We start from the raw sequence: 21,865 nt of genomic DNA on the forward strand, positions 1-21,865 counted from the left end.
GACATAGAAAAGCGCGCGAAGCCCAGCCTCGCGCGCTTGTATTCAGTTACCCGAAGGCAAACCGCTTAAGCGGCAGCTTTCTTCGCGATGTCACGCTTGATTTTCAGCGCTTTCGTGGAAAGGCTGTCGTCCTTCGCTTTGGCGAGGAACGCATCAAGGCCGCCCAGCTTATCCACCGTACGCAGGGCCTTGGCGGCGATGCGCAGACGGAAGTCCTGCTCAAGAGCTTCAGAGTGAAGCGTGACCTGAACGAGGTTCGGGCGGAAAAGACGCTTGGTCTTGATCTGGGAGTGGCTCACATTGTGGCCAACCATCGGCTTGGTGCCGGTAAGTTCACATTCGCGGGACATGGCCTCGCTCCGATAGGTGTCAATAATCTCGAAGGCGCGTCGTTACAGGGCAGAGCCCCCTCATGTCAACTGCATGCATCAGGCATTTCGGCAGTTTTACGCTTGCGGGAGACATTCGCTGTCATACTTCTTGAATGCAAACCCCCGCTGAATGAGGCATGATAAGGGCAAGGCTGTTCAGACTGGGTTGGTGATAGCAGGCTATAAGGGGTACTCAACGAACCGCCCCGGAAAGGATTTCGTCCTGATGAAACGCGCATTTCTACTGGCAACTGCTGCGGCCATGACTGCCGCTGGCCTGTCTGTGGCCGATACGGCACCCGCCAGCGACGCGCCTGCCCTGCTGGCAGATATCAAGGCGGGCGAGCCAACACGCATGATCTATGAATTGCGGGCCAAGGCCTATGTGCTGTTCATTCCCGCAACCGGCCGCGCTTCATTCGACGTGGAGATGCGCCCGGACACCTACAACATAAAATCTCGCGTGAAAGTCACCGGCATTGCTGACTGGTTCATCAATTACGACATGCACCTTCAGGCCTCCGGCTATACCCGCGAGAATGAACTGAAGACCTACAATTACGTCTCTCAGAACCGGGACGGTAAAAAGAACCGCCGCGTTGACATGATCATGACATCTGACGGCTTCGAGATGACTGCCAATCCAGCCTTCGGCGATCTGGGAGATCCGCCCGCCACGGCCGAGCAGGCAATCAAGGCGAATGACCCGATCACAGCGCTGATCACTTTCGCGCTGGAGCCTCGTGCGCCTGGTGCTGACCCATGCGGCGGCCCTATCCGCATCTTTGACGGACGCCAGCTGACCTATCTGCACCTGAAGAATGCTGGCACCAAACGGGTGAACACAAAAGTCTGGTCAGGTGAAGCCATCGAATGCCATGTCACCATGGAACGCATTGCCGGCTATGACAAAGACGAAATGAAGGACAATGACAATCTGTCCGCGCTCAACGGTCCGCTACGCATGTGGCTTGCTCCGCTGCCAAATGGCGCCTCAGTACCGATCAAGATCGCTGCAGAAACCGACAAGATCGGCGATGTCACGCTGACGGCGTCCAAATTGCAATTTGAACCGCTGGTCGAGTCCGACAGCAACTGAGGCAGCCTTCAGTCTTCCTTTGGCAGCTTTCTCAGCGCGGCAATCAAATCCGACATATCTTCTGGAAGAGGCGCTTCGAACCGGAGCGTCTCTTTCGTTATGGGGTGTACAAAGCCAAGCAAGGCCGCATGCAGCGCCTGGCGCGGAAAGGCGCGCGCCGCCTTTGTGCCTTCAATATGCGCGTCGCCATGGCCGTATGAACTGATGCCCTTGTGACGGCCATAGACCGGATCACCGATCAGCGGCGCACCAATATGGCTCATATGTACGCGGATCTGGTGTGTCCGGCCTGTTTCCAGCTGGCACTGCACCAGCGCAGCGGCGGGCAGGCGTGTGCCTTTGTCTCGCAGACCAAAGGTCTCGATGGCCCGGTAATGCGTAATCGCATGCCGTCCTACCCCGCTTTCGGGATTGCGCACGACCGCCATTTTCTTGCGGTCGCCCGTCGAGCGGGCAATCGGCTCATCCACCGTCCCCGATAGCGGACGCGGCGCCCCGCGCGTGACAGCCAGGTATTTCCGCTCAATATCATGCGCCTGGAACAGCTCTGAAAGCCCGAGATGCGCCGGTTCCGTCTTTGCCACCACCAGCACACCGGTCGTCAGCTTGTCGATCCTGTGTACGATGCCGGGCCGCTCCACGCCGCCAATGCCGGACAGTTCGCCCTCGCAATGATGCAGCAACGCGTTGACCAGAGTGCCGTCCCAGCTGCCCGGCGCAGGGTGTACCGCCATGCCGGATGGCTTGTTCAGCACTATCAGGTGCGCGTCCTCGAACAGGATATCGAGCGGAATGTCTTCCGCTTCAGGGGTTGCCGGCACTGGGTCCGGCAGGGTGATCGTATAGGTCGCGCCGCCCACAGCCGGCTTTCGCGGATCGGTTTCGGGCGCGCCGTTCACACTCACAGCGCCTTCAAGGATAAGCGCTTTCAGGCGCGACCGCGATAGCGAGTCCGCCTGGCTGGCAAGGAAGCTGTCCAGCCTCTTGCCCTCGTCAGCCGGGGTCGCAGTAATTTTCAAATGTTCCATTGCGGCGCTTATAGACGATTTGCGCGGTGATCGTCATGCTATTGTCAACAGACCGGACTAGGGAGTTCCGGAACACGGGAGATGAACATGACCAAGATTACCCGCCGCGGCCTTCTGGGTGCCGCCGCAACCGGAAGCCTCAGCCTCGCGGCCTGCGCCACCACACCTGTGAGCGCACCGATAAAGACAGAGGCTTATGCAGGCGACATTGAATTCCTTCACGGCGTTGCCTCCGGCGACCCGCTGGCAGATCGCGTCATTGTCTGGACCCGCGTGACCCCCAAGAGCGGCTCAGGCCCCATCCAGGTAAGATACGATGTTTTCGATCCTGCCGCCCCGAACGCTGCTGTTAGTAGCGGTGTCGTCACCACATCCGAGGCGCGCGACTATACAGTGAAGGCCGACGCCAAAGGCCTGCAGCCAGGCAAAGTCTACACCTATGAATTCACGGTCCTCACCTCGAATGGCGAAGTGACGTCTCCTGAGGGACGCATGAAAACAACCGCCCTGTCAGGCGACACGCCTGTGCGTATGGCCGTTATCTCCTGCTCCAACTGGCAGTTCGGATATTTCAATGCGTATGACGCGATTTCCCAGGAAGCCGACCTGGATGCCGTTCTGCACCTCGGCGACTATCTCTATGAGTATGGCATTGATGGCTATGCCAGCCCCGAGGCCATGGCACTCGGCCGCACACATGATCCGATCACGGAAATGGTGACCCTGTCTGATTACCGCACCCGCCACGCCCAGTACAAGACCGACCCAGCCCTGCAGGCCGCTCATGCTGCGGCCCCCTGGATCTGCACATGGGATGATCATGAAAGCGCGAACAATTCCTACCGCACAGGTGCGCAGAACCATAATCCGGAAAATGGTGAGGGTGACTGGAGCGACCGCAAACAGGCTGCCATGCAGGCATATTTCGAATGGCTCCCCCTGCGCGAGCCGGTTCCGGGCGAGGTTACGTCCGCTGTCTGGCGTAGCTTCAATTTCGGGGACGTCGCCACGGTCATCGCGCTTGAGAGCCGCCTGACAGGCCGCTCACCTGACATCAGCTGGTCAGACGCTCTGGCAGGCGCAAGCGATCAGGAAACGATCATGGCGCGTGTTCAGGAAACGATGCAGAAGATCAACAATCCGGAACGCACCATGCTTGGCGCGGAACAGGAAGCTTGGCTAGCAGAGGAACTGGCAGCATCCGTCAAGGCCGGCAAGCGCTGGCAGGTGCTGGCCAATCAGGTCGTCATGGCCCGGACGAAACTGCCAAACATGCAGGAAGTTCTGACACCGGAGCAAATCGCGGCGCAGACGAACCCCTATGTGGCACAAATGGTGCCCTTCTCTGCCCTTGGCCTGCCTTTCAACCCGGATGCCTGGGACGGCTTCCCAGCGGCCCGCGAGCGGCTCTATGAAGGCGCAGCCTCTGCCGGAGCAAGCCTGGTCACGCTGGCTGGCGACACGCATACAGCCTGGGCAAACACACTATATGACGCCGCTGGTGAGCGCCGTGGTGTCGAGTTCGGGTGTACATCCATCACGTCCCCCGGCACAGGCACCTATATCAAGGACATTCCGAACCTCGGCGAATTGTTTGCAGATGCGAATACCGAAGTCGAATGGCATGACCCGTTTGGCCATGGCTACACGCTGGTCACGCTGACCTCCGACAAGGCGCTCGCGGAATACAAGAAGGTCTCTGATATTCTCAGCAAGACCTACACACTCGACACAGTCGCCATGTTCGAGACGGATACGGACACCAACCCTGTTCCGGGTCTCGTTCAAATCAGCTGATCACTATTCCAGAATACCGGCGAGTGCGGAGCGGCCCCCATCCAGCTTCAAAATCTCGCCGGTAATGAAGGCTGCGTTTGGTGACGACAGGAACTGGGCGGAGTCGGCAATCTCATCGGCCAGGGCGGCGCGTCCCAGCGGGGTGCGCCGCACGGTCCAGTTCTCAAGCTTTCCTTCGCGGGGCCGGATCGCGACAATCCCATTCACGCGGACGGATTTCTCGGCAAGCTCAACAGCACCTGCTTTAATGATCCCCAGCACAGCCGATTGCGTGACGGTTTCGGTGAAACGGCCCGGCATGCTGGCAAGCGCCGAATAGGACAGGATAAAAGTGACAGTCCCCTTCTGGCGGATGCGCTCCACGCCTGCCATTGGCAGGTCTTCCTGTTCGTCAATCTGGTCTGCAAACACCTTCAAGGCCAGTGCGGCCCCGCGGCTGGCCTTGGCGAGGGATTTGTCAAACCGCTCAGGCACGAAGTCTGCCAGCGTATCCGGCTCTTCAATCTGGGGGATGACAATCAGATTATCCACCCGGCCAAACGCTTCGACCGCGGCCGTCAGGGCGTTACGCAGGCCGAGACGTGTGTGAAGCTCGCCATGGTGCAACAGCACGTCCTCCGGCATGGCATTGCGGGCAATGCCGATGCGCTCTTCGGACGGGTCTGCGGCCACAACCTTGTGGCCATGTTCATTGAATCGGCGGGCGACCGCATCGCCCACCTCACGGCCAAGGCCGAGTATGACAGTTACTGGATCAGCCATGAATATCAGGCTTCCGTATCGGAGGCGGGTACTTTGCTACGCTGGGTACGCAGATCATCACCGAGAATGGAGAGCCGGTCATTCAGCCTGTGGCTCGCCGCCAGGATTTCTCCCAAAAAACGAACAACCACATACATGAAGCCCAGCACAGCGAAGCTGGCGACAATGCGACTCAAGCCCGTGAAGATATGGCCCTTGAAGATCCAGCCGAGACCGGACAGGACCGCGAATACCGCAGCAATGAAGAAGATAACCGCAAGTATGGCGGTCGCCTGCTTCACGGCGCCGAGGGTCATGGCTCTGTCCTGATCAAATAGCTCACGCATGCAACATCCCTTTGCCCATTACAGATAAGGCTAGAACAAAAAGATGAAGGCTCCGTTGCGGTGTCCTAGCTGGCCTCAAGCCAGTGCAGCTCTTCCTTGATCTTCAGTTTTTTTCGTTTGAGGTCTTTCACTCGGAGGGCATCCGCCGCAGGTCGTTTTTGTTCTTCAGAAATCTTTTCGTCCAGCTTGCGATGCTTGTGTGCGAGCTCACTGATTCTTCCTTGAAGCGACATGTACGGTCTCCTTCTTTGCCGTTAAGAGTTGTGACTTAACAGCAACAGTTAAACACAAGAGCCCTAGCGCGTCACGGGGGAGACAAGTCGGAATCGCGCTTTCTCCCATGAAATCTTCTTAAGTTGCCCGCCGGACGGATTTCCTGCGCGCCTTCTGTGCAAACATGGCCTGATCGGCAGCAGATATAAGGCTTTCCGCCACGAGCCCGGGCTGCCATTCAACGATCCCGCAAGAGGCTCCGATGTGTATTCCGGGCGAGGACTCGCCTGTTTCACGCCGCACCACCAGCTGGTCCACCTCATGGCTGAGCTGTTCAGCCTTGCGGCGGCTGTCTTCTGCCGGGGCCTGCGCCAGAACGATACCAAATTCATCCCCGCCGAGCCGCCCGACAATGTCTGTCTCTCGCGTCAGGCGCAGCAATATTTCTGAAACCCGGATCAGAACCTCATCCCCGGCGGCGTGGCCGAAAGCATCATTGACCTGTTTGAAATTGTCGAGGTCAATATAGATCAGTGACAGCGGCGTCCGGAACCGCGCGGCCAGAGCGATCTCACGCCGTATTTCCCGCTCGAATGCTCGCCGGTTGAAGACCGGGCAAAGCGCGTCATTGTCTGCCAGGGACACAGCCTCATCCAGGGCGTCGCGCAACTGGTCCACGTCCTCCCGCAGGACCAGAACTTCATCGCACAGAGCCTCAAGGGCCGCGCGGGTCCGCAAATCCAAGGCAGCCAGATCCACGCCCAGCACATCCAGCAGGGCGCGCCGCTCATGTGCCTGAGGAGAGTAGAGATCATCTGCCATGGCGTAAGGTTAAGCTTTTCTTGCAGTGAGTTGAAGTCATTCCTGCGCCTTGCCCCATCATTACGGCAGTTGACGCAGCACCCGGCTTACCTATGTTGCGCGCTTTCCAGCGGCGAGGCTTCCATCATGGACACGGATTCCCCCAAGGTCGGCATTATCATGGGCAGCCAGTCTGACTGGCCCGTCATGCAGGCTGCATCCCAAATTCTCGCGGATCTGGGCGTTGCCCACGAAACGCGCATAGTTTCGGCCCACCGTACACCAGACCGCTTGGTGGAATATGCCAAATCAGCCAAGGGCCGCGGCCTGAAGGTCATCATTGCTGGCGCGGGCGGCGCAGCCCACCTGCCGGGTATGACCGCCTCCATGACGCCTCTGCCTGTTCTGGGCGTTCCGGTTCAGTCCAAGGCGCTGTCTGGCATGGACAGCCTGCTGTCCATTGTTCAGATGCCGCGCGGCGTTCCTGTTGGCACACTGGCCATCGGCGAGGCTGGCGCCATGAATGCAGGGCTGATGGCAGCCTCTATTGTGGCGCTGGACGATGAGACGGTCGCCGACAAGCTGGATGCCTTCCGCCAGAAGCAAACCGACAGCGTAGGCGAGACTCCGGTTACATGACGATGATTGTCCCCGGCAGCACGATCGGGATATTGGGGGGCGGCCAGCTCGGCCGCATGCTGGCCGCCGCCGCGAATCAGCTGGGCTTTGACGTTCACATCTATTGCCCGGAAACAGACGCCCCGGCCTCTCGCAGTGCGCGGAAGACGTGGACAGCCGACTATACAGACCGTGACGCCCTGCGAGAGTTTGCGGCATCCTGCGACGTGGTCACTCTGGAATTCGAGAACATCCCGGTCGAAGCCGTGGAACTCATCACGCAGACCGGTGTGCCGCTGCATCCTGGCGCCAAGTCACTCGCTGTGTCTCAGGATAGGGCCGAAGAGAAAGCCTTTCTGAACGGCATCAACATTCCAACGGCTCCCTATGAGCTGATCAACTCGGCCGAAGACATTATAAAGGCGCTGGAAAAACTCGGGACCGAGGGCATTCTGAAGACACGTCGCGACGGCTATGATGGTAAAGGCCAGGCGCGCTTGCAGGATGGCAAGGACGCAGAGAGAGCATGGGCCTCCATTGGGGAGGTCCCCGCAGTTCTGGAAGCGCGCATTCCGTTCGAGCGGGAGATATCCGTTATTGTTGCACGCTCCAGCCGCGGCGAAACAACAAGCTGGGCCCCGCCCCGCAACATCCATGAGAACGGCATTCTTTCGCGCTCCATTGCGCCCTCCGGTCTGGACCTGAAGATCGAGGCTGATGCCCGCGAGCGCGCCGTGCGCCTCATCGATGCGCTGGATCATGTCGGCGTGCTGGCGCTGGAGTTCTTTGTGCTGGAAGATGGTACGCTGCTGGCCAATGAGTTTGCGCCACGCGTGCACAATTCCGGACACTGGACGCCGGAAGCCTGCCAGACAGGGCAGTTCGAACAGCACATTCGCGCAATATGCGGCTGGCCACTGGGTGACACCCGTCGCCTGTTTGATGCAGAGATGTATAATCTGATCGGCGACGCTGGCCTGATCGATCCGGCCGGACTGCAAGCAAACGAAACACTGACGCTGTATGGCAAGCGAGACGCCCGTCCCGGCCGCAAAATGGGGCATGTCACACGCCGCCTGGCGCCCAGAAAGGACTGAGACCATGCTGCTACCTGTTTCGACCTGGCCCGATATTGAATCCTGGCTAAAGAGATCGAAAACCATTGTCGTGCCGATCGGCTCGATGGAGCAGCACGGGCCGAATGGCTTCATCGGCACAGACGCATTGTGTCCCGAAATTATTGCCCGCCATGCAGAAAGCCTCGCGCCGGACGATATGTTGGTCGGCCCGACCTTCTCTGTCGGCTGCGCGCAGCATCATCTCGGCTTTCCGGGAACCATCACTCTGCGCCCATCCACAATGATCGCGGCCATGGCGGACTGGACCGAAAGCCTGATGCGGCATGGCTTTGAACGCATCTACTGGCTGAATGGTCATGGCGGCAACATTGCCACGATTGAAGCCGCCTTCTCCGAGATCCACGCCCGCCGCAGCTTTGATCTGCGCGGCGCAGACAATCGCCCCGGCCTCAAGCTGAAACGCCGCGACTGGTGGGATTTCAAATCCGTCATGACGCTGTGCAACCAGCTCTATCCTGTCGGTCATGGCAGCCACGCCACGGCGTCAGAAGTCTCCGTGACCTATTATGGCTATCCCGACCATACCCGCACGGATGTGGAAATGTCGCCGAAGATTGCGCCGAACGGCAAGATAAGCGACGCGGTTCAATATCGCCGCGACTTCCCGGATGGTCGCATCGGCTCTGACCCGACCCAGTCGAGCGTGGAAGATGGCGAGAAGATTGTGGGAGCGGCAGCCAAGGCTGTTCTGGAAGAGGTCCGCCGCTTTTCCGCCTGACATTACGATTGCATTAGGGCCACTGGCCAGACCGGGTGAACAACGGTATCAGAAGTTTCCCCCGGACAAGGATCGTGACGCGAAGAATGCTGGACATTCAGAAGCTGGTAAAATCCTTTGGCACCAAGCGTGCCGTGCAAGGTCTGTCCTTCACTGTCGAGAAGGGCACAGTGCTGGGCTTCCTTGGGCCAAATGGAGCGGGCAAGTCCACGACCATGCGCATGATCTCAGGCGTTCTGGAGCCGGATTCCGGTGACGCGCTGATTGCAGGCAAGTCTGTCGTCTCACAGCGCCGGGAAGCCCAGGCCGCACTCGGCTATCTTCCCGAAGGCGCGCCGCTCTATGATGACATGACGCCGCCGGAATTCCTGGCTTTCATGGCCGCAGCCCGCAGTCTGCCAAAGTCAGAGCGCAAACCTGCCATTGAGCGGGCTATTGCAGATTCCCGTATTTCCACCGTCTGCGGACAAAGGATTGGTTCTCTCTCAAAAGGCTATCGCCGGCGTGTCGGCCTGGCAGGCGCCATTCTTCATGACCCGCCTGTCCTGCTGCTGGATGAACCTACTGATGGGCTGGACCCAAACCAGAAGCGCGCGGTGCGCGCGCTCATCGCCCGTATGGCGCCGACAAAGGCGATTGTCATCTCCACCCACACGCTGACTGAAGTGCCAGCCATGTGCACGCGCGCCATTGTCATTGACCGTGGCCGGATCGTTGCGGATGAGACGCCGGAAGGCCTGCGCCAGCTGTCATCGGATGGCACACTGGAAGGCGCCTTTACAAAGCTGACGGATCAAGCGGAGGCCGAATCCGCATGAACTATCTGCGCCAACAACTCGGCAGTTTCATGCCAGTCTTCCGCCGGGAAATCGGGGCGTATTATTCAACGCCCATGGCCTATGTTTTCCTGGCCGTGTTCCTTCTCGCCCTCGGCATGTTCACCTGGGAGGCCTCTGGCTTTTTCGATACCGGCACTGCGGACCTGACGCCCTTTTTTGTATGGCATCCCTGGCTATACATGATCTTCCTTCCCGCACTCGCCATGCGCCTCTGGGCGGATGAGACAAGTGCGGGGACGGATGAGCTGTTGCTCTCCCTGCCCCTTGGTATGCCGGGCTTGGTGCTGGGCAAGCTTCTGGCGGCGTGGTCTGTCGCTGGCGTCGGCCTGCTGCTGACGTTCCCGATGTGGATCACCGTGAACTTCCTGGGCGAGCCGGACAATGCCGCAATTATCCTGACCTATTTTGTCAGCTTCCTGATGGCCGGTTCATACCTGTCGATCGGCGCGGCCGTATCGGCCCTGACACGAAGCCAGGTCACCGCCTTTGTCATCAGTGTCGTCATAGCGTTCATCTTCACCGCAGCGGGATGGCCCCTCGTCCTGTCGGGCGTGAAAAGCATTTTCGGAGCGGGCTTTGCGGACCTTGTCGCGCAATTCTCCTTCCTGTCGCATTTCGAAGCAGCCCAACGCGGCGTGCTGGAATTCCGCGCCGTCCTGTTCTTCCTTGGCTTCATGGCCCTGTGGACCATTCTGAATGGCCTTTGGGCCTCACGTCACAGGCTGGGCTAAGACATGCGGGCAAAGCATTATCTCATAGCCGCCACGGCCCTGACGCTGATAATCTTCATCGCCTCCAACCTTTTGGTGCAGAAGGTGTTCACGGGCGTGCGTCTCGATTTCACCGAAAACAATCTCTACACCCTGTCAGACGCCACGAAGTCCACACTCGACAACGTAGCCGAGCCGGTCGAGCTGACCTTCGTTTACACGCGCAGCACCGGGCAGGACTATCCCTCCATCCGCGCCTATGCAGACCGTGTGCGCGAATTGCTGCATGTCTATGAGAGCCAGTCAGGCGGCAAGGTGCGTGTCACCGAAATTGATCCCCTGCCCTTCTCGCCAGCAGAAGACGAGGCCCTTGCTGCGGGGGCCACGGCCGTCGACACGAATGGCAATGATCCGCTCTATTTCGGCATCATTGGGCGCAACTCCATTGATGATCAGCGCGTCATTCCTTTCCTGGCACCTGATCGTGAAGTCACCCTGGAATATGATCTCACGCGCATGGTGGATCGTCTGGATGATCCGGACCCGCCGCGTGTGGGGATTCTATCCTCCCTGCCCGGCATGACCTCGCCCGGCGGTGAAGGCGGATACGCCCTTCTGCGCGATATTGGCAAATCCTTCGAGATTGTCCCCATTGCAGAAACCTTCCAATCCCTGCCGGAAGATCTGGATGTCCTGCTCGTCGCACAACCGCCGGAGCTGACCGAACGCCAAAGCTGGCTGATCGACCAGTTCATCCTGCGGCGGGGGCGGGCCGTGTTCCTCATGGACCCGGCGGCAAAAACCGTCTCAGGGGGCGGCGTTTTCTCAATGGGAGAGCCGCTGACACATGCAACGCTTGGCGCCCTGCCGAACCTGTGGGGTGTTTCCCTGTCCGAGCAGGCTGTTGCGGACGCTGCCAACGCGCTGCCTGTACCCGTGGATGCCGGGAATGGCCGCGTCGAGGAGCTGGCCCATCCCCTCTTCATCGGTATTCCGGCCGGGGACATGAATCAGGATGATCTGATTACAGCGGACCTCAGCCGCAGCATCAATTTCGGCGCACCCGGCGCGTTTGACTCGTCTCAGCTGGGCGACGGGGCTGAATTCACGCCGCTTATCACAACCGGCCCAAGCCCATCCTTCATCGATGCCGACAAGGCCATCACTGAAATGACGCCTCAAGCGGTTCTTCGCGAATACCAGACACAACCCACAGCCCTCGTGCTGGCCGGGCGCCTTTCCGGCAAGCTGACAACCGCCTTCCCGCAAGGGGCGCCCCCTGTTGATACACCGTCCGATCCGGTTCTTGCAGAACTGGCCATGGCCGAGGCGCAAAGCGTGCCTCCACACATCGCCGAAAGCGAAACGGATGCCCAATTGGTTCTGATTGCAGATGTCGATTTCATCTCGGATGATTTCTACATCGTGCCCGGAAACGAGATTGTCGTAGCAGACAATGGCGCGCTGGTGCTCAACGCGCTGGATGCGCTTGCTGGCGGCGGAGAATTGTCGCGACTGCGGTCCCGCGCGCCCAGCCTGCGCCCGATGACACGGATTGATGGTATGCGTGAGAAGGCGGAAGCGATCTATTTCCGCCAGCAAGCCGAACTGGAAACAAACCTCCAGACCGCTCAGGCCAGACTGGAAGAACTGCAGGCCATCGGGTCCACTGACGGTTTTTTTGCCGGGGATCTTGAAGCCGACCTGACCGATGAGGAGCGTGCAGAACTTCTGGGACTGCGCGAGAGCATTGTCGACCTCCGTCAGCGCCTGCGCGAGATCGAGCGCGATTACCGCCGCGACATTGACCAGCTTGAAGGCATGCTGAAGGCCATCAACATCTGGAGCGGGCCCCTGATTGTCGGTCTGATTGGCCTGTTTGTCTGGTATCGTCAGAAGCGGAAGGGCCGGGCATGAGCGAGATCCGCACACGCCAACGCATGCGGCGACTACAGATCATGGCAGGCACCGCCGGGGCTCTGACGCTGCTGACCGTCATTGCCTATTCCATGGGTGGGTCGCGCACGGCCACAACCAGCCGCATGGGCAACCCGGTGATCCCGGACTTCGCCTCTATCCGTGCCCAGGCGAGCGAAATCCGCGTGACGCTGTCAGACGAATCCTATGTTCTGGTCAACACGCTGGATGGCTGGAAAATGGGGACGGAAGATGGCTACCCGATCCGGCCGGACCGTCTGGCGACACTCGCGACAGGCTTGGGCGAGCTGACCTGGGGCGAAGGCCGCACGCGCGATCCCGACAAGCTGAACCGGATTGGCCTGGGAGACCCGCGCGATGGTGGAACTGGCGCCTTGGTTGAGATTATTGACGAAGATGGCAAGACCGAAGCGTCCCTGATTACCGGCCGAAAGGGCGACCATGTCTATGGCCGTCTGCCAGGCGAGGAACAGGCTTTTCAGGTGAAAGGCGATCTTCCCCCACTCTACAATCATGATGCCTGGCTCGATTTTGACATCCTGGAAATCAATTCCGACGCCATTTCCGCCGTGCGAATCTATGATTCCATGGGCGAGAGCCTGTACCTGCAGCGCTCTGTCGGCACCAGTGATCGCAGCTTTGTACCGGGACCGCCCTATCAGGATTTCAAACTGGTGAGCCGGATTGCCGCCTCAACACCCGCTTTGGCGCTGACCCGGTTCGCTCCGATTGGCGTCAAACCCGCGAGCAAGCTCGAGACCCGCCCTGTCGCGCGCCACATCACCGAAACACATGATGGACTGGAAGTGGATGTCTCTGCCTATCGCGAACCCGACGGGTACTTCATCACTCTGCGCGCCATTGAGGCTGGCGAAGGCGCCCAGCGTGGCAGCACCATCAATGACAAGGCCGATGGCTGGGCGTTTCAGTTGTCGGAATATGACTGGAAAGAATTCACGCCGCGCGTCTCTTCTATCGTACGCCCGCCTCTTATGGCTTTAGACAGCGAACAGCCAACGCAACCCTGATCAGGGCTTGACCACCAGCGTCTCCAGCACGGGGCCAAACCCCGCTTCCTGAACGATGATGGCACAGCCGGATTCACAATGCGGCTTGTTCAGTTGAACATCATTGCCAAGCCATGGGCCGAGAGCGGAAACACGGGTGACGGGATGCACCATATTTGTCGTATTCGCCGCGCCAGAGAGATAATCCACGAGCCAGATATCAGTCAGCCCCGGCGCCGTGCCTGATAGCAGGATCTTGTCGCCTTTTACGGTCAACTTCACATCCGTGTCCGGACGCTCAGAAGCCTTTTCAAGCGCCTTTTTGACATAGGAGCGCTTGCTGCCAACACATTGCTCGACACCGTCATAGACAGTCTGGGGCGTATACGGCCCGCGCAGATGGAAGCGGTCGACATAACCACGCTGGCGTTCCTTGGACTCCACCATCGCCATGGGGTCCTTGTCGCCGAGATAGTCCCAGTAATCGACAGACCAGGTCAGGATCAGGACGTCATCATGCTCAGCATCAAGCGCCTTCAGCACTTTGTGCGCCTTCGGGCAGACGCGGCAGTTCTGTGAGGCGAACAGCTCGACAAGCACGGGCTCCTCAGCCGCCGCGACGGGCATCAGGCCAATAAAGGCCAGAATGAGAGAGACCAGAATGCGTTTCATGAGGATCATTTATAAGGCCAGACCTGCTGCTGAAACAGTCACAGGGATGTGAGCGCTGTAAAAAAGCCCCCACAGCACATGCTGCAGGGGCCTTTCAAAATCATGAAACCCTTTGGGATCAGGCTTCTGCACGCGCTAGATTGCGCAGAACGAAGTGCAGGATGCCACCATTGCGGTAGTAATCCATCTCGTTCTCGGTATCGATCCGCACGCGGCATTCGACATTCATCGAAGAGCCATCCGCTTTCGTGATGTTCACATTCATCATCTGACGCGGCTTGATGTCGGAGATACCTTCGATCGTGACCGTCTCATCGCCCTTCAGGCCCAGCTTCTCCCAGCTATCACCTTCCTTGAACTGCAGGGGCAGCACACCCATGCCGATCAAATTGGAGCGGTGAATACGCTCAAAGCTGCCCGCGATCACGGCGCGCACACCCAGAAGGATCGTACCTTTTGCAGCCCAGTCACGGGAAGAGCCCGTACCGTACTGCTCACCTGCGAAGACGACGAGGTCCTTGCCGTCTTCCTGATACTTCATGGCGGCATCATAGATGTCCATCTGCTCGCCGGACGGATAATGGATTGTCACACCGCCTTCGACGCCCGGAACCATCTGGTTCTTAATGCGGATATTCGCGAACGTACCGCGCATCATGACTTCATGGTTCCCGCGGCGCGAACCGTAGGAGTTGAAGTCTGTCGGGGACACCTGGTGCTCCTGCAGGTAGCGACCTGCGGGGCTGGAGGCCTTGATCGAACCGGCCGGGGAAATGTGGTCGGTCGTGATGGAATCACCGAAGAGGCCCATGATGTGAGCGCCATTGATGTCTTCGGTTGGCTCCGGCTCAAGGCCCATGCCTTCGAAATATGGCGGGTTCTGAACATAAGTGGAGCCGGCCGGCCAGCCATAGGTGTCGCCACCGCTGACTTCGATAGCCTGCCAGCGCTCGTCGCCCTTGAACACTTCACCATAGCGGCTGGAGAACATGTCCGGCGTCACGGCAGAGCGCATGACTTCGGCAATCTCTTTGTTCGATGGCCAGATGTCTTTCAGGTAGACCGGCTTGCCGTCCTTGCTGGTGCCCAGCGGATCGGTGCTCAGGTTGATGTGCAGGGAGCCTGCAATCGCATAAGCAACGACCAACGGCGGGGAAGCCAGATAGTTCGCGCGAATATCCTGACCGATACGGCCTTCAAAGTTCCGGTTACCGGACAGAACCGAACAGGCAACCAGGTCGTTCTCGTTGATCGACTTGGAAATCGCCGGCGGCAGCGGGCCGGAGTTACCGATACAAGTGGTGCAGCCATAACCGACCAGGTTGAAGCCCAGAGCGTCCAGATCATCCTGCAGATTTGCTTTGAGCAGGTAGTCCGTCACGACCTGAGAGCCCGGAGCGAGAGACGTTTTCACCCATGGCTTGCGTGTCAGGCCCAGTTCGTTCGCTTTCTTGGCCAACAGGCCAGCGGCGATCAGGACGGACGGGTTGGACGTGTTCGTGCAGGACGTGATCGCTGCGATGACGACAGAGCCGTCATGCAGGTGGAAGTCTTCGCCGTCCACGGCATACGGCGACACGCCATAGTCTTCCGGAGCGGTGTAGACATTGTTGGCGCCTTCGTCGACGAAGCGGCTTTCGCCTTCCGTCTTCGGCGTTGTTTCCGGGTTCTTGCGGCCACCGCGGATTTCGTTCAGCGCATCACGGAATGCGGTATCGGCTTCAGACAGCAGAACGCGGTCTTGCGGGCGCTTCGGACCTGCGAGCGACGGCTTAACGTCGCCAAGGTCAAGCTGCAGCGTATCCGTGAAGACCGGCTCGGCCATGTCAGGACGCCAATAGCCCTGGGCCTTGGCATAGGCTTCGACCAGCTGGACGCGCTCAGGATCGCGGCCTGTGTCGGACAGATAGGAAATGGTTTCTTCATCAACCGGGAAGAAGCCACAGGTCGCACCATATTCCGGCGCCATGTTGGAGATCGTGGCTTCGTCTTCCAGCGTCAGGTTTGCGAGGCCTTCGCCATAGAATTCAACGAACTTGCCGACGACGCCCTTCTTGCGCAGCATTTCCACCACGGTCAGCACGAGGTCTGTTGCCGTCGCGCCTTCAGCCATCTTGCCGGTCAGCTTGAAGCCGATGACTTCCGGGATCAGCATGGAGACCGGCTGGCCCAGCATGGCCGCTTCAGCTTCGATGCCGCCAACACCCCAACCGAGCACGGCCAGGCCATTGATCATGGTTGTGTGAGAGTCGGTACCGACACAGGTATCCGGATAGGCAACGGTTTCGCCGTCTTCATCACGGGTCCAGACCGTCTGGCCCAGATATTCCAGATTCACCTGGTGGCAGATGCCCGTGCCCGGCGGCACAACACGGAAGTTTTCAAAGGCCTTGGAGCCCCAGCGGAGGAATTCATAGCGCTCGCCATTGCGCTCATATTCCTTTTCAACGTTCTGTTCGAACGCGCCCGGACCAGCAAAATAGTCAACCATCACAGAGTGGTCGATGACGAGATCAACTGGAACCTGCGGGTTGATGGCCTGGGCAGAAGCGCCAAGCTTCTTGGAAGCATCGCGCATGGCAGCAAGGTCAACCACGGCTGGAACGCCGGTAAAGTCCTGCATCAGAACGCGGGCCGGGCGGTAGGCGATCTCGTGATCGTCCTTGCCTTTGCTTTCCAGCCAGTTCTTGAATGCCACGATGTCGTCTTTGGTGACCGTACGGCCATCTTCAAAGCGCAACATGTTTTCGAGAAGAACCTTCAGGGACGCCGGGAGACGGGAAACATCACCCAGTCCATTTTCCGCTGCCGCAGCAAGCGAGTAATAGGTGTAAGTCTTGCTTCCTACCTGGAGCGTACGTTTTGATTTAAAGCTGTCGAGGGACGGCATGGGGAGGGAACCTCGCGTCTGGAATTGTCATCTGCGGCGAAGGGCCGCCGCGCTGGTCTGTCTCATATAGCCCCTAATGGATTGAGGCAATTGGGACAAAGGGTCTAAACCAAACATATGATTACCGGTGCGCTCCTTTCTGCGACAGATCTCGGCATGATTCGGGGCGAACGCATTCTTTTCCGGAATGTGTCCCTTGCCGCTCATGCCGGGGAGGCCATTGTGCTGCGCGGTGCAAATGGAGCGGGCAAGACCACCCTTCTGCGCATTCTGGCAGGACTCACCCGCCCCGAAACAGGCAGCGTAGACCGCGCGGCATCTCATCACTGGATTGCCCATCGGGAAGGGCTCAAGCCCCACGAAACCCCACGCACCCATCTTGGCCTATGGGCACGGGCCTGGGGCGCGCCGACAGACCAGATAGACGCAGTCTTGAAGAAAATGGTGCTCATCCGCCCTTCCGACGTCTCAGCACGCCACCTGTCAGCCGGGCAAAGGCGCAGAACCGCTCTGGCACGCCTTCTCTTGCAGGAGCGACCTGTCTGGCTGCTGGATGAACCGCTCACCGCACTGGATGCGGATGGACGGGAATTATTGCTGAGTATGATTTCCGAACACAGGTTGCGTGGCGGAGCCATCATTGCAGCGATACATGGTGATGCGGGCTTTGACTCGTCTCGCGAGGTGACGATTTGAGCGCCTCTCCGATCCTTTCAGCCTTCCGGCAGGCCCTGACGGAAGCCTGGGCTGGCGGCGCAGGTGCACTGATGCCCCTCGGCTTTTTTGCGGGCGCGGCTGTCCTGGTGCCACTCGGCATCGGAACCGACCCGACTACGCTGCGCGCCGTTGGACCAGGCATTCTCTGGGTTGCCCTGGCGCTTGCCAGCCTTGTGACGCTGGAGCGTATTTTCCAAGCAGATGTCGAGGATGGCGCACTGGACCTTTGGCTCCAGACAGGCGCTCCCGCGTCCATGATCGCCGCAGCCAAGGCCTTTGCCCACTGGCTGACCGCCGGCCTGCCGCTTGCGATTCTCTCCCCCATTTTTGCGCTGATGTTCCAGGCCAAGGCAGATACCAGCCTTCTGGCCCATATGGGGCTATACGCCTTGGGCGGACTGGCCTTCTTCTTCTGGGGCGGCGTTGGCGCTGCCCTGTCAGCCACTGTACGCCGCGGCGGATTACTCATCAGTCTGATCGCGCTGCCGCTTTATGTGCCGACCGCCATTTTCGGCGCACTGGCAATGAGCGGAGGCCCCGGCAGTACAGGCGCGCCGCTCTTCCTGGCCGCCTCAACCTTGTTCGCGCTTGCCGTGGCCCCATTTGCCATGGGTGCAGCCTTGCGCTTGGCGGCAGACTGAAGCGAGGGTATTCCGAACGCGATGTTTTCCTGGTTTGCAAACCCCCACCGGTTCCTCACCCTGTCCAGCTGGCTGGCGCCTGTCTGCTATGCGCTGGGCGCGCTGCTGATTGCCTGGGGGCTTTGGCAGGGCCTCTGGATTGTTCCGAAAGACGAATATCAGGGCGGTGACATCATGCGTGTCATGTTCCTGCATGTTCCCGCCGCCTGGCTGGCCATGGCCAGCTATATGGGCATGGCGATGATGAGCTTCATCTGGTTCATCTGGCGCCACGAAGTCGCCGACATCGCCGCCAAGGCCATCGCCCCCCTTGGCGCGACCTGGACAGCTCTGTGCCTTGCCACCGGCTCGATCTGGGGCAAGCCGACCTGGGGCACCTGGTGGCAATGGGATGATGCGCGGATGATGTCCGTGCTCTTCATGTTCTTTCTTTTCCTGGGATACATGGCGCTGCGCGCCGCCATGGACACCCGCCAGAAGGCCGCCCGCGCCGGGGCTATCCTCGCCATGGTTGGCGCAATCAATGTACCCCTCATCAAATTCTCCGTGGACCTCTTCACCTCCCTCCATCAGGACGCCAGCGTGATCACGGTCGACGGGCCCAAAATGGCCGCTGTCTATCTCTGGCCCCTTCTGGCCAGTGGTCTGGGACATTCCTTATTGTTTGCCGGCCTGGTCATGACATTGATGCGCGCAGAGATCTGGCAGAGACGCGCCGCGCAAATCCGCGCGCGGCTGATGGCAGGAGACTGACGCAATGCTCCCCGAATTCGACAAGAACGCCGCCTTTATCTGGGCAAGCTATGCGCTCGGCGCCATCATGATTGGCGGCGCAATCCTCACCGTGATGATGAAAGCCCGTCTTGCCAAAGCCGAACTTGCCCGCACGCAAGCACGCGCTGAGGAGGCCAGACAAAAATGAAACGCTGGCTGGCTGCAATCCCCGTAGCAGTCCTTCTCATTTTCAGCGTTCTGGCTGCGAACCAGCTGATGAATCCCGAAAAGGGGGATTTTGAACGTGTGCTACGCGATGCGCCCGGTACGACTTTCGAGACGATGGACGGCCAGAAAATCCAGTTCGCACCCAGCCCGACTGGCGGCGCAGTTGCGGTGAACCTCTTCGCCAGCTGGTGCGGCCCGTGCGAAGCAGAGCACAAATACATCATGGCGCTGTCAGAAGCGCATCCCGGCCAGGTTTTCGGTGTGCTCTACAAGGACAAGATATCCGCCGGGCAGGAGTTTCTGGACCGGCTGGGCAATCCCTATACGCAGGTCGCGCTGGACCCGGATGGTCAGGGTGGGCTTGAATTCGGCCTCACTGGCGTGCCGGAAACATTTGTTATCTCTCCAGCAGGCGACATCATTCTGCATATTGATGGGCCGTTGAATGAAAGCTCCGCCAAAAAAATAGGCGAGGCGCTGGAAAGCGCCCCGCCCAATTAAATCCGTCAGGTTCGGATTATTTCTTTGCCTTGGTAGCTTTCTTGGCCGGAGCCTTTTTAGCCGGGGCTTTTTTCACGGTCGGCTTGGAAGCCGTTGCAGCTTTAGCCTTGGACTTTGCCGGAGCTTTCTTGGCCGGAGCCTTTTTGGCTGCAGGGGCTTTCTTAGCTGCAGGCGCTTTCTTGGCAGCAGCCTTTTTGGCCGGGGCTTTCTTAGCCGGAGCTTTTTTCGCGACCGGAGCAGGTGCAGCAGCAGCGGCAGGGGCCGGAGCAGCAGCGGCCTCAGCTTTCTCAGCTTCGGAAACCATGTCTTTCAGACCGGAAACGAGAGCGGACTGCTTCGTTTTCGGCAGGGCTTCGAAGATGGCAGCGTCAGCTTTTTCGACAGCCGGCAGAGCTTTCTCGTAGGCTTTTTTGCCTTTGGCCATCAGCGACACGACTTTTGCGCGCTTGTCGGTTTTGGAAGCGACGCGCTTGATCAGGCCAGCTTTCTCCATACGGGCGACCATGTCAGCCAGTGTGGAACGGTCGATACCGGTTGCGTTGACAAGGTCAGACTGGCTGACGCCGTCATTACCGGACAGAGCAGCGAGAACGGAGAACTGGCGAAGCGTGATGCCAGCAGATGCCAGAGCAGAGGCAGACTCGTTTGCAGCAATCTGCTGCGCGCGGTGAAGCAGGTGGCTCGGGGAAGTATTGAGGTTATAAGACATGATAATAGTACCTTTCAGTATTCAAAAATGCGTTGGGCGCCTAGAAAATCCGGTTTCCAGTCTGTTAATGAGCAGACCCGTGTGCGGATCAACATGGTTCTCCATATACGCGAGAGGATTAAGGTTCGATGACGGATCAATTAGCAAATGGTTTCATTTCGCAAGATTTCAAGCATGAAATACCTGATGGAGACGACCGAATACGCCGTGTTTGCTCACATTGCCAGTTCGTAGACTACATAAACCCCAAAATTGTCGCAGGTTCCGTTGTCACAAAACGGGACAAGATCGTACTTTGTAAACGTGCGATTGCTCCGCGTAAGGGATTCTGGACCTTGCCAGCTGGTTTCATGGAGGAAGGGGAATCTGTAGAGGAAGCTGCTATGCGCGAAGCCAGGGAAGAAGCCAATGCCGATATTCGGCTGGACCAGGTACTGGCGATATATTCCGTACCGCGCATCTCGCAGGTTCAGGTGATGTTTCGGGCCGAGCTTTTTTCGGAAATTTCAGCTGGCCCGGAAAGTGAAGAAGTTGGCCTGTTCGCGTGGAAAGATATTCCCTGGGCGACTCTGGCCTTCCCAACTGTCGTATGGGCCCTGACCCATTACGCTCAAACGCGGCACCTCAGTGCATTTCCGCCTTTCACAAATCCGCCTGGCACGGAAACCATTACGCGTTAGTCTTCCGCCTCTTCCGTATTACGAAGGTGCTTCAGCGTGTACGGCGTATTTGCCAGCGCAAACAGAAAACCAAGGACCAGATTGCCCAGCTTCCAATTGGCCCATGTCGCCTCTGAAAAGTTACGCCAAAGGATTTCATTCCAGATAGCCATAGCTACGAAATAAAGCCCCCAGCGAATAGCAAGGGTCTTCCAGGCGAAGTCCGGAAGGTCAAACAAGGAGTTGAACAACATCTTCCAAACATTCCGGCCAACCGCCAGCCCGCCAAAAATGACGCCCGCATAGAGCAGATTGATAATGGTCGGTTTGATGAAGAGGAACAGTTTCGACTGAAGCAGAATACCGGCAGTGCCGAATGATCCGATGAGGAGCGATGAAATGATCAGGAAGGGCGGAATCTTCTCACCCCGGACCAGTTTCAATACGATTAGGCAAAGCGTTGCGACAATCAGGATACCCGTCGCCCAGTAAAGCGCAGTCGACTTGGTAAACAGACCATCGCCATCTGGAAACCTTAGCATCACATTGTAGATCACGATGAAGGCCAGGGTCGGCCCAAGCTCGGTCCAGATGCCACCTGCCTTGCCTGCTGCATCCCCGAGGTCTGCGGACGATTCTTTGGTCTGTGTGTCTGTCATCTACTTTATACGCAGCAATGCCGCTTCCGGTTTTGTTGATCGGCTTACGCCGCGCATCCGCTCACTCGCATGCACGGAGCTAATAAATCACGAACGTACTGTTTGTGCG

25 protein-coding genes are annotated in these 21,865 nt (G+C 58.8%); 15 read left to right on the plus strand and 10 right to left on the minus strand.

Annotated features, from left to right (window positions below; translation table 11 throughout):
• Positions 1–65: 65 nt before the first annotated feature.
• Complete coding sequence (gene rpmB / locus HY29_RS04410; RefSeq protein WP_034793026.1) at positions 66–350, minus strand: 50S ribosomal protein L28; 285 nt, start codon at positions 348–350, stop codon at positions 66–68.
• Positions 351–597: 247 nt separating this feature from the next.
• Between rpmB and HY29_RS04415 the strand changes: the two genes are divergently transcribed.
• On the plus strand, positions 598–1,470 hold the full coding sequence (locus HY29_RS04415) for a DUF3108 domain-containing protein (protein ID WP_034793028.1): 873 nt from the start codon (positions 598–600) through the stop codon (positions 1,468–1,470).
• An 8-nt stretch (positions 1,471–1,478) separates the two neighbouring features.
• Here the strand turns inward: HY29_RS04415 and HY29_RS04420 are convergent, their stop codons facing one another.
• Positions 1,479–2,498, minus strand: a complete 1,020-nt coding sequence (locus tag HY29_RS04420; protein ID WP_034793030.1) for an RluA family pseudouridine synthase — start codon at positions 2,496–2,498, stop codon at positions 1,479–1,481.
• A gap of 87 nt (positions 2,499–2,585) precedes the next feature.
• Here HY29_RS04420 and HY29_RS04425 point away from each other — a divergent pair, with 87 nt between their 5' ends.
• On the plus strand, positions 2,586–4,295 hold the full coding sequence (locus HY29_RS04425; protein ID WP_034793261.1) for an alkaline phosphatase D family protein: 1,710 nt from the start codon (positions 2,586–2,588) through the stop codon (positions 4,293–4,295).
• A gap of 3 nt (positions 4,296–4,298) precedes the next feature.
• On the opposite strand, the gene HY29_RS04430 is transcribed toward HY29_RS04425, so the two are convergent.
• The 4 genes from HY29_RS04430 to HY29_RS04445 form a co-directional block, all read right to left on the minus strand.
• Positions 4,299–5,057, minus strand: coding sequence for an SDR family NAD(P)-dependent oxidoreductase (locus HY29_RS04430; protein ID WP_034793033.1), 759 nt, complete (start codon positions 5,055–5,057; stop codon positions 4,299–4,301).
• Positions 5,058–5,062: 5 nt separating this feature from the next.
• Positions 5,063–5,383: a hypothetical protein gene (locus HY29_RS04435; RefSeq protein ID WP_155838201.1), complete on the minus strand. Its 321-nt coding sequence runs from the start codon at positions 5,381–5,383 to the stop codon at positions 5,063–5,065.
• Between the two features lie 65 nt (positions 5,384–5,448).
• Positions 5,449–5,616 (minus strand): YdcH family protein, encoded by a 168-nt coding sequence (locus tag HY29_RS04440; RefSeq protein WP_034793038.1) that lies wholly within the window; start codon positions 5,614–5,616, stop codon positions 5,449–5,451.
• Positions 5,617–5,734: 118 nt separating this feature from the next.
• Positions 5,735–6,418, minus strand: coding sequence for a GGDEF domain-containing protein (locus HY29_RS04445; protein WP_051601127.1), 684 nt, complete (start codon positions 6,416–6,418; stop codon positions 5,735–5,737).
• Between the two features lie 126 nt (positions 6,419–6,544).
• Between HY29_RS04445 and purE the strand changes: the two genes are divergently transcribed.
• From purE to HY29_RS04480, 7 genes are all read left to right on the plus strand, one after another.
• Positions 6,545–7,036, plus strand: coding sequence for a 5-(carboxyamino)imidazole ribonucleotide mutase (purE, locus tag HY29_RS04450; protein ID WP_034793041.1), 492 nt, complete (start codon positions 6,545–6,547; stop codon positions 7,034–7,036).
• A complete protein-coding gene (locus HY29_RS04455) occupies positions 7,033–8,112 on the plus strand; it encodes a 5-(carboxyamino)imidazole ribonucleotide synthase (RefSeq protein WP_034793042.1) in 1,080 nt (359 codons plus the stop codon). Before purE ends, HY29_RS04455 begins: the two co-directional genes overlap by 4 nt.
• A gap of 4 nt (positions 8,113–8,116) precedes the next feature.
• Positions 8,117–8,872 (plus strand): creatininase family protein, encoded by a 756-nt coding sequence (locus tag HY29_RS04460; protein WP_034793043.1) that lies wholly within the window; start codon positions 8,117–8,119, stop codon positions 8,870–8,872.
• An 86-nt stretch (positions 8,873–8,958) separates the two neighbouring features.
• Positions 8,959–9,690, plus strand: a complete 732-nt coding sequence (locus HY29_RS04465; protein ID WP_034793045.1) for an ABC transporter ATP-binding protein — start codon at positions 8,959–8,961, stop codon at positions 9,688–9,690.
• The gene (locus HY29_RS04470) at positions 9,687–10,442 is read left to right on the plus strand and encodes an ABC transporter permease subunit (RefSeq protein WP_199285819.1); all 756 of its coding nucleotides are present in this window, start codon (positions 9,687–9,689) and stop codon (positions 10,440–10,442) included. Before HY29_RS04465 ends, HY29_RS04470 begins: the two co-directional genes overlap by 4 nt.
• A 3-nt stretch (positions 10,443–10,445) precedes the next feature.
• Positions 10,446–12,338: a Gldg family protein gene (locus tag HY29_RS04475; protein ID WP_034793047.1), complete on the plus strand. Its 1,893-nt coding sequence runs from the start codon at positions 10,446–10,448 to the stop codon at positions 12,336–12,338.
• Complete coding sequence (locus HY29_RS04480) at positions 12,335–13,387, plus strand: DUF4340 domain-containing protein (RefSeq protein ID WP_034793049.1); 1,053 nt, start codon at positions 12,335–12,337, stop codon at positions 13,385–13,387. Before HY29_RS04475 ends, HY29_RS04480 begins: the two co-directional genes overlap by 4 nt.
• On the opposite strand, the gene HY29_RS18270 is transcribed toward HY29_RS04480, so the two are convergent.
• Positions 13,388–14,047 (minus strand): DUF1223 domain-containing protein, encoded by a 660-nt coding sequence (locus HY29_RS18270; protein WP_051601128.1) that lies wholly within the window; start codon positions 14,045–14,047, stop codon positions 13,388–13,390. It abuts the gene before it with no gap.
• Between the two features lie 109 nt (positions 14,048–14,156).
• On the minus strand, positions 14,157–16,928 hold the full coding sequence (acnA, locus tag HY29_RS04490; RefSeq protein WP_034793052.1) for an aconitate hydratase AcnA: 2,772 nt from the start codon (positions 16,926–16,928) through the stop codon (positions 14,157–14,159).
• A 117-nt stretch (positions 16,929–17,045) separates the two neighbouring features.
• Between acnA and ccmA the strand changes: the two genes are divergently transcribed.
• The 5 genes from ccmA to HY29_RS04510 are packed head-to-tail and all read left to right on the plus strand — an operon-like array spanning position 17,046 to position 19,729.
• Positions 17,046–17,624 (plus strand): heme ABC exporter ATP-binding protein CcmA, encoded by a 579-nt coding sequence (ccmA, locus tag HY29_RS04495; protein ID WP_034793054.1) that lies wholly within the window; start codon positions 17,046–17,048, stop codon positions 17,622–17,624.
• A complete protein-coding gene (gene ccmB / locus HY29_RS04500) occupies positions 17,621–18,286 on the plus strand; it encodes a heme exporter protein CcmB (RefSeq protein WP_034793056.1) in 666 nt (221 codons plus the stop codon). The genes ccmA and ccmB overlap by 4 nt, the downstream gene beginning before the upstream one ends.
• Before the next feature lie 21 nt (positions 18,287–18,307).
• Complete coding sequence (gene ccmC / locus HY29_RS04505; RefSeq protein ID WP_034793059.1) at positions 18,308–19,039, plus strand: heme ABC transporter permease CcmC; 732 nt, start codon at positions 18,308–18,310, stop codon at positions 19,037–19,039.
• A gap of 4 nt (positions 19,040–19,043) precedes the next feature.
• The gene (gene ccmD / locus HY29_RS18795) at positions 19,044–19,208 is read left to right on the plus strand and encodes a heme exporter protein CcmD (protein ID WP_081811222.1); all 165 of its coding nucleotides are present in this window, start codon (positions 19,044–19,046) and stop codon (positions 19,206–19,208) included.
• Complete coding sequence (locus tag HY29_RS04510; protein WP_034793061.1) at positions 19,205–19,729, plus strand: redoxin family protein; 525 nt, start codon at positions 19,205–19,207, stop codon at positions 19,727–19,729. The genes ccmD and HY29_RS04510 overlap by 4 nt, the downstream gene beginning before the upstream one ends.
• Positions 19,730–19,745: 16 nt before the next feature.
• Here HY29_RS04510 and HY29_RS19570 read toward each other — a convergent pair whose 3' ends face one another.
• Positions 19,746–20,438 (minus strand): MarR family winged helix-turn-helix transcriptional regulator, encoded by a 693-nt coding sequence (locus HY29_RS19570; RefSeq protein WP_051601129.1) that lies wholly within the window; start codon positions 20,436–20,438, stop codon positions 19,746–19,748.
• Between the two features lie 128 nt (positions 20,439–20,566).
• On the opposite strand from HY29_RS19570, the gene HY29_RS04525 reads away from it, so the two are divergent.
• Entirely contained in the window at positions 20,567–21,118 is a 552-nt protein-coding gene (locus HY29_RS04525) for an NUDIX hydrolase (protein ID WP_051601130.1), read from the plus strand.
• Here the strand turns inward: HY29_RS04525 and HY29_RS04530 are convergent.
• Positions 21,115–21,756: an inner membrane-spanning protein YciB gene (locus HY29_RS04530; protein WP_034793063.1), complete on the minus strand. Its 642-nt coding sequence runs from the start codon at positions 21,754–21,756 to the stop codon at positions 21,115–21,117. The two genes, HY29_RS04525 and HY29_RS04530, sit on opposite strands and share 4 nt — an antisense overlap.
• Positions 21,757–21,865: the final 109 nt, after the last annotated feature.

This window comes from Hyphomonas beringensis (genome assembly GCF_000682755.1).
GTDB lineage: Bacteria > Pseudomonadota > Alphaproteobacteria > Caulobacterales > Hyphomonadaceae > Hyphomonas > Hyphomonas beringensis.

What these genes read in the sequence shown, in the direction of transcription:
- HY29_RS04455 (WP_034793042.1), top strand. Translation starts at nt 7,033, where the DNA reads ATGACGATGATTGTCCCCGGCAGCACGATCGGGATATTGGGGGGCGGC.
- HY29_RS04510 (WP_034793061.1), top strand. Translation starts at nt 19,205, where the DNA reads ATGAAACGCTGGCTGGCTGCAATCCCCGTAGCAGTCCTTCTCATTTTC.
- HY29_RS04430 (WP_034793033.1), bottom strand. Translation starts at nt 5,057, where the DNA reads ATGGCTGATCCAGTAACTGTCATACTCGGCCTTGGCCGTGAGGTGGGC.
- HY29_RS04470 (WP_199285819.1), top strand. Translation starts at nt 9,687, where the DNA reads ATGAACTATCTGCGCCAACAACTCGGCAGTTTCATGCCAGTCTTCCGC.
- HY29_RS04530 (WP_034793063.1), bottom strand. Translation starts at nt 21,756, where the DNA reads ATGACAGACACACAGACCAAAGAATCGTCCGCAGACCTCGGGGATGCA.
- ccmA (WP_034793054.1), top strand. Translation starts at nt 17,046, where the DNA reads ATGATTACCGGTGCGCTCCTTTCTGCGACAGATCTCGGCATGATTCGG.
- HY29_RS04425 (WP_034793261.1), top strand. Translation starts at nt 2,586, where the DNA reads ATGACCAAGATTACCCGCCGCGGCCTTCTGGGTGCCGCCGCAACCGGA.
- HY29_RS19570 (WP_051601129.1), bottom strand. Translation starts at nt 20,438, where the DNA reads ATGTCTTATAACCTCAATACTTCCCCGAGCCACCTGCTTCACCGCGCG.
- purE (WP_034793041.1), top strand. Translation starts at nt 6,545, where the DNA reads ATGGACACGGATTCCCCCAAGGTCGGCATTATCATGGGCAGCCAGTCT.
- HY29_RS04465 (WP_034793045.1), top strand. Translation starts at nt 8,959, where the DNA reads ATGCTGGACATTCAGAAGCTGGTAAAATCCTTTGGCACCAAGCGTGCC.
- HY29_RS04460 (WP_034793043.1), top strand. Translation starts at nt 8,117, where the DNA reads ATGCTGCTACCTGTTTCGACCTGGCCCGATATTGAATCCTGGCTAAAG.
- HY29_RS04415 (WP_034793028.1), top strand. Translation starts at nt 598, where the DNA reads ATGAAACGCGCATTTCTACTGGCAACTGCTGCGGCCATGACTGCCGCT.
- HY29_RS04525 (WP_051601130.1), top strand. Translation starts at nt 20,567, where the DNA reads ATGACGGATCAATTAGCAAATGGTTTCATTTCGCAAGATTTCAAGCAT.
- HY29_RS04445 (WP_051601127.1), bottom strand. Translation starts at nt 6,418, where the DNA reads ATGGCAGATGATCTCTACTCTCCTCAGGCACATGAGCGGCGCGCCCTG.
- ccmC (WP_034793059.1), top strand. Translation starts at nt 18,308, where the DNA reads ATGTTTTCCTGGTTTGCAAACCCCCACCGGTTCCTCACCCTGTCCAGC.
- HY29_RS18270 (WP_051601128.1), bottom strand. Translation starts at nt 14,047, where the DNA reads ATGATCCTCATGAAACGCATTCTGGTCTCTCTCATTCTGGCCTTTATT.
- HY29_RS04480 (WP_034793049.1), top strand. Translation starts at nt 12,335, where the DNA reads ATGAGCGAGATCCGCACACGCCAACGCATGCGGCGACTACAGATCATG.
- acnA (WP_034793052.1), bottom strand. Translation starts at nt 16,928, where the DNA reads ATGCCGTCCCTCGACAGCTTTAAATCAAAACGTACGCTCCAGGTAGGA.
- HY29_RS04420 (WP_034793030.1), bottom strand. Translation starts at nt 2,498, where the DNA reads ATGGAACATTTGAAAATTACTGCGACCCCGGCTGACGAGGGCAAGAGG.
- HY29_RS04475 (WP_034793047.1), top strand. Translation starts at nt 10,446, where the DNA reads ATGCGGGCAAAGCATTATCTCATAGCCGCCACGGCCCTGACGCTGATA.
- HY29_RS04440 (WP_034793038.1), bottom strand. Translation starts at nt 5,616, where the DNA reads ATGTCGCTTCAAGGAAGAATCAGTGAGCTCGCACACAAGCATCGCAAG.
- HY29_RS04435 (WP_155838201.1), bottom strand. Translation starts at nt 5,383, where the DNA reads ATGCGTGAGCTATTTGATCAGGACAGAGCCATGACCCTCGGCGCCGTG.
- rpmB (WP_034793026.1), bottom strand. Translation starts at nt 350, where the DNA reads ATGTCCCGCGAATGTGAACTTACCGGCACCAAGCCGATGGTTGGCCAC.
- ccmD (WP_081811222.1), top strand. Translation starts at nt 19,044, where the DNA reads ATGCTCCCCGAATTCGACAAGAACGCCGCCTTTATCTGGGCAAGCTAT.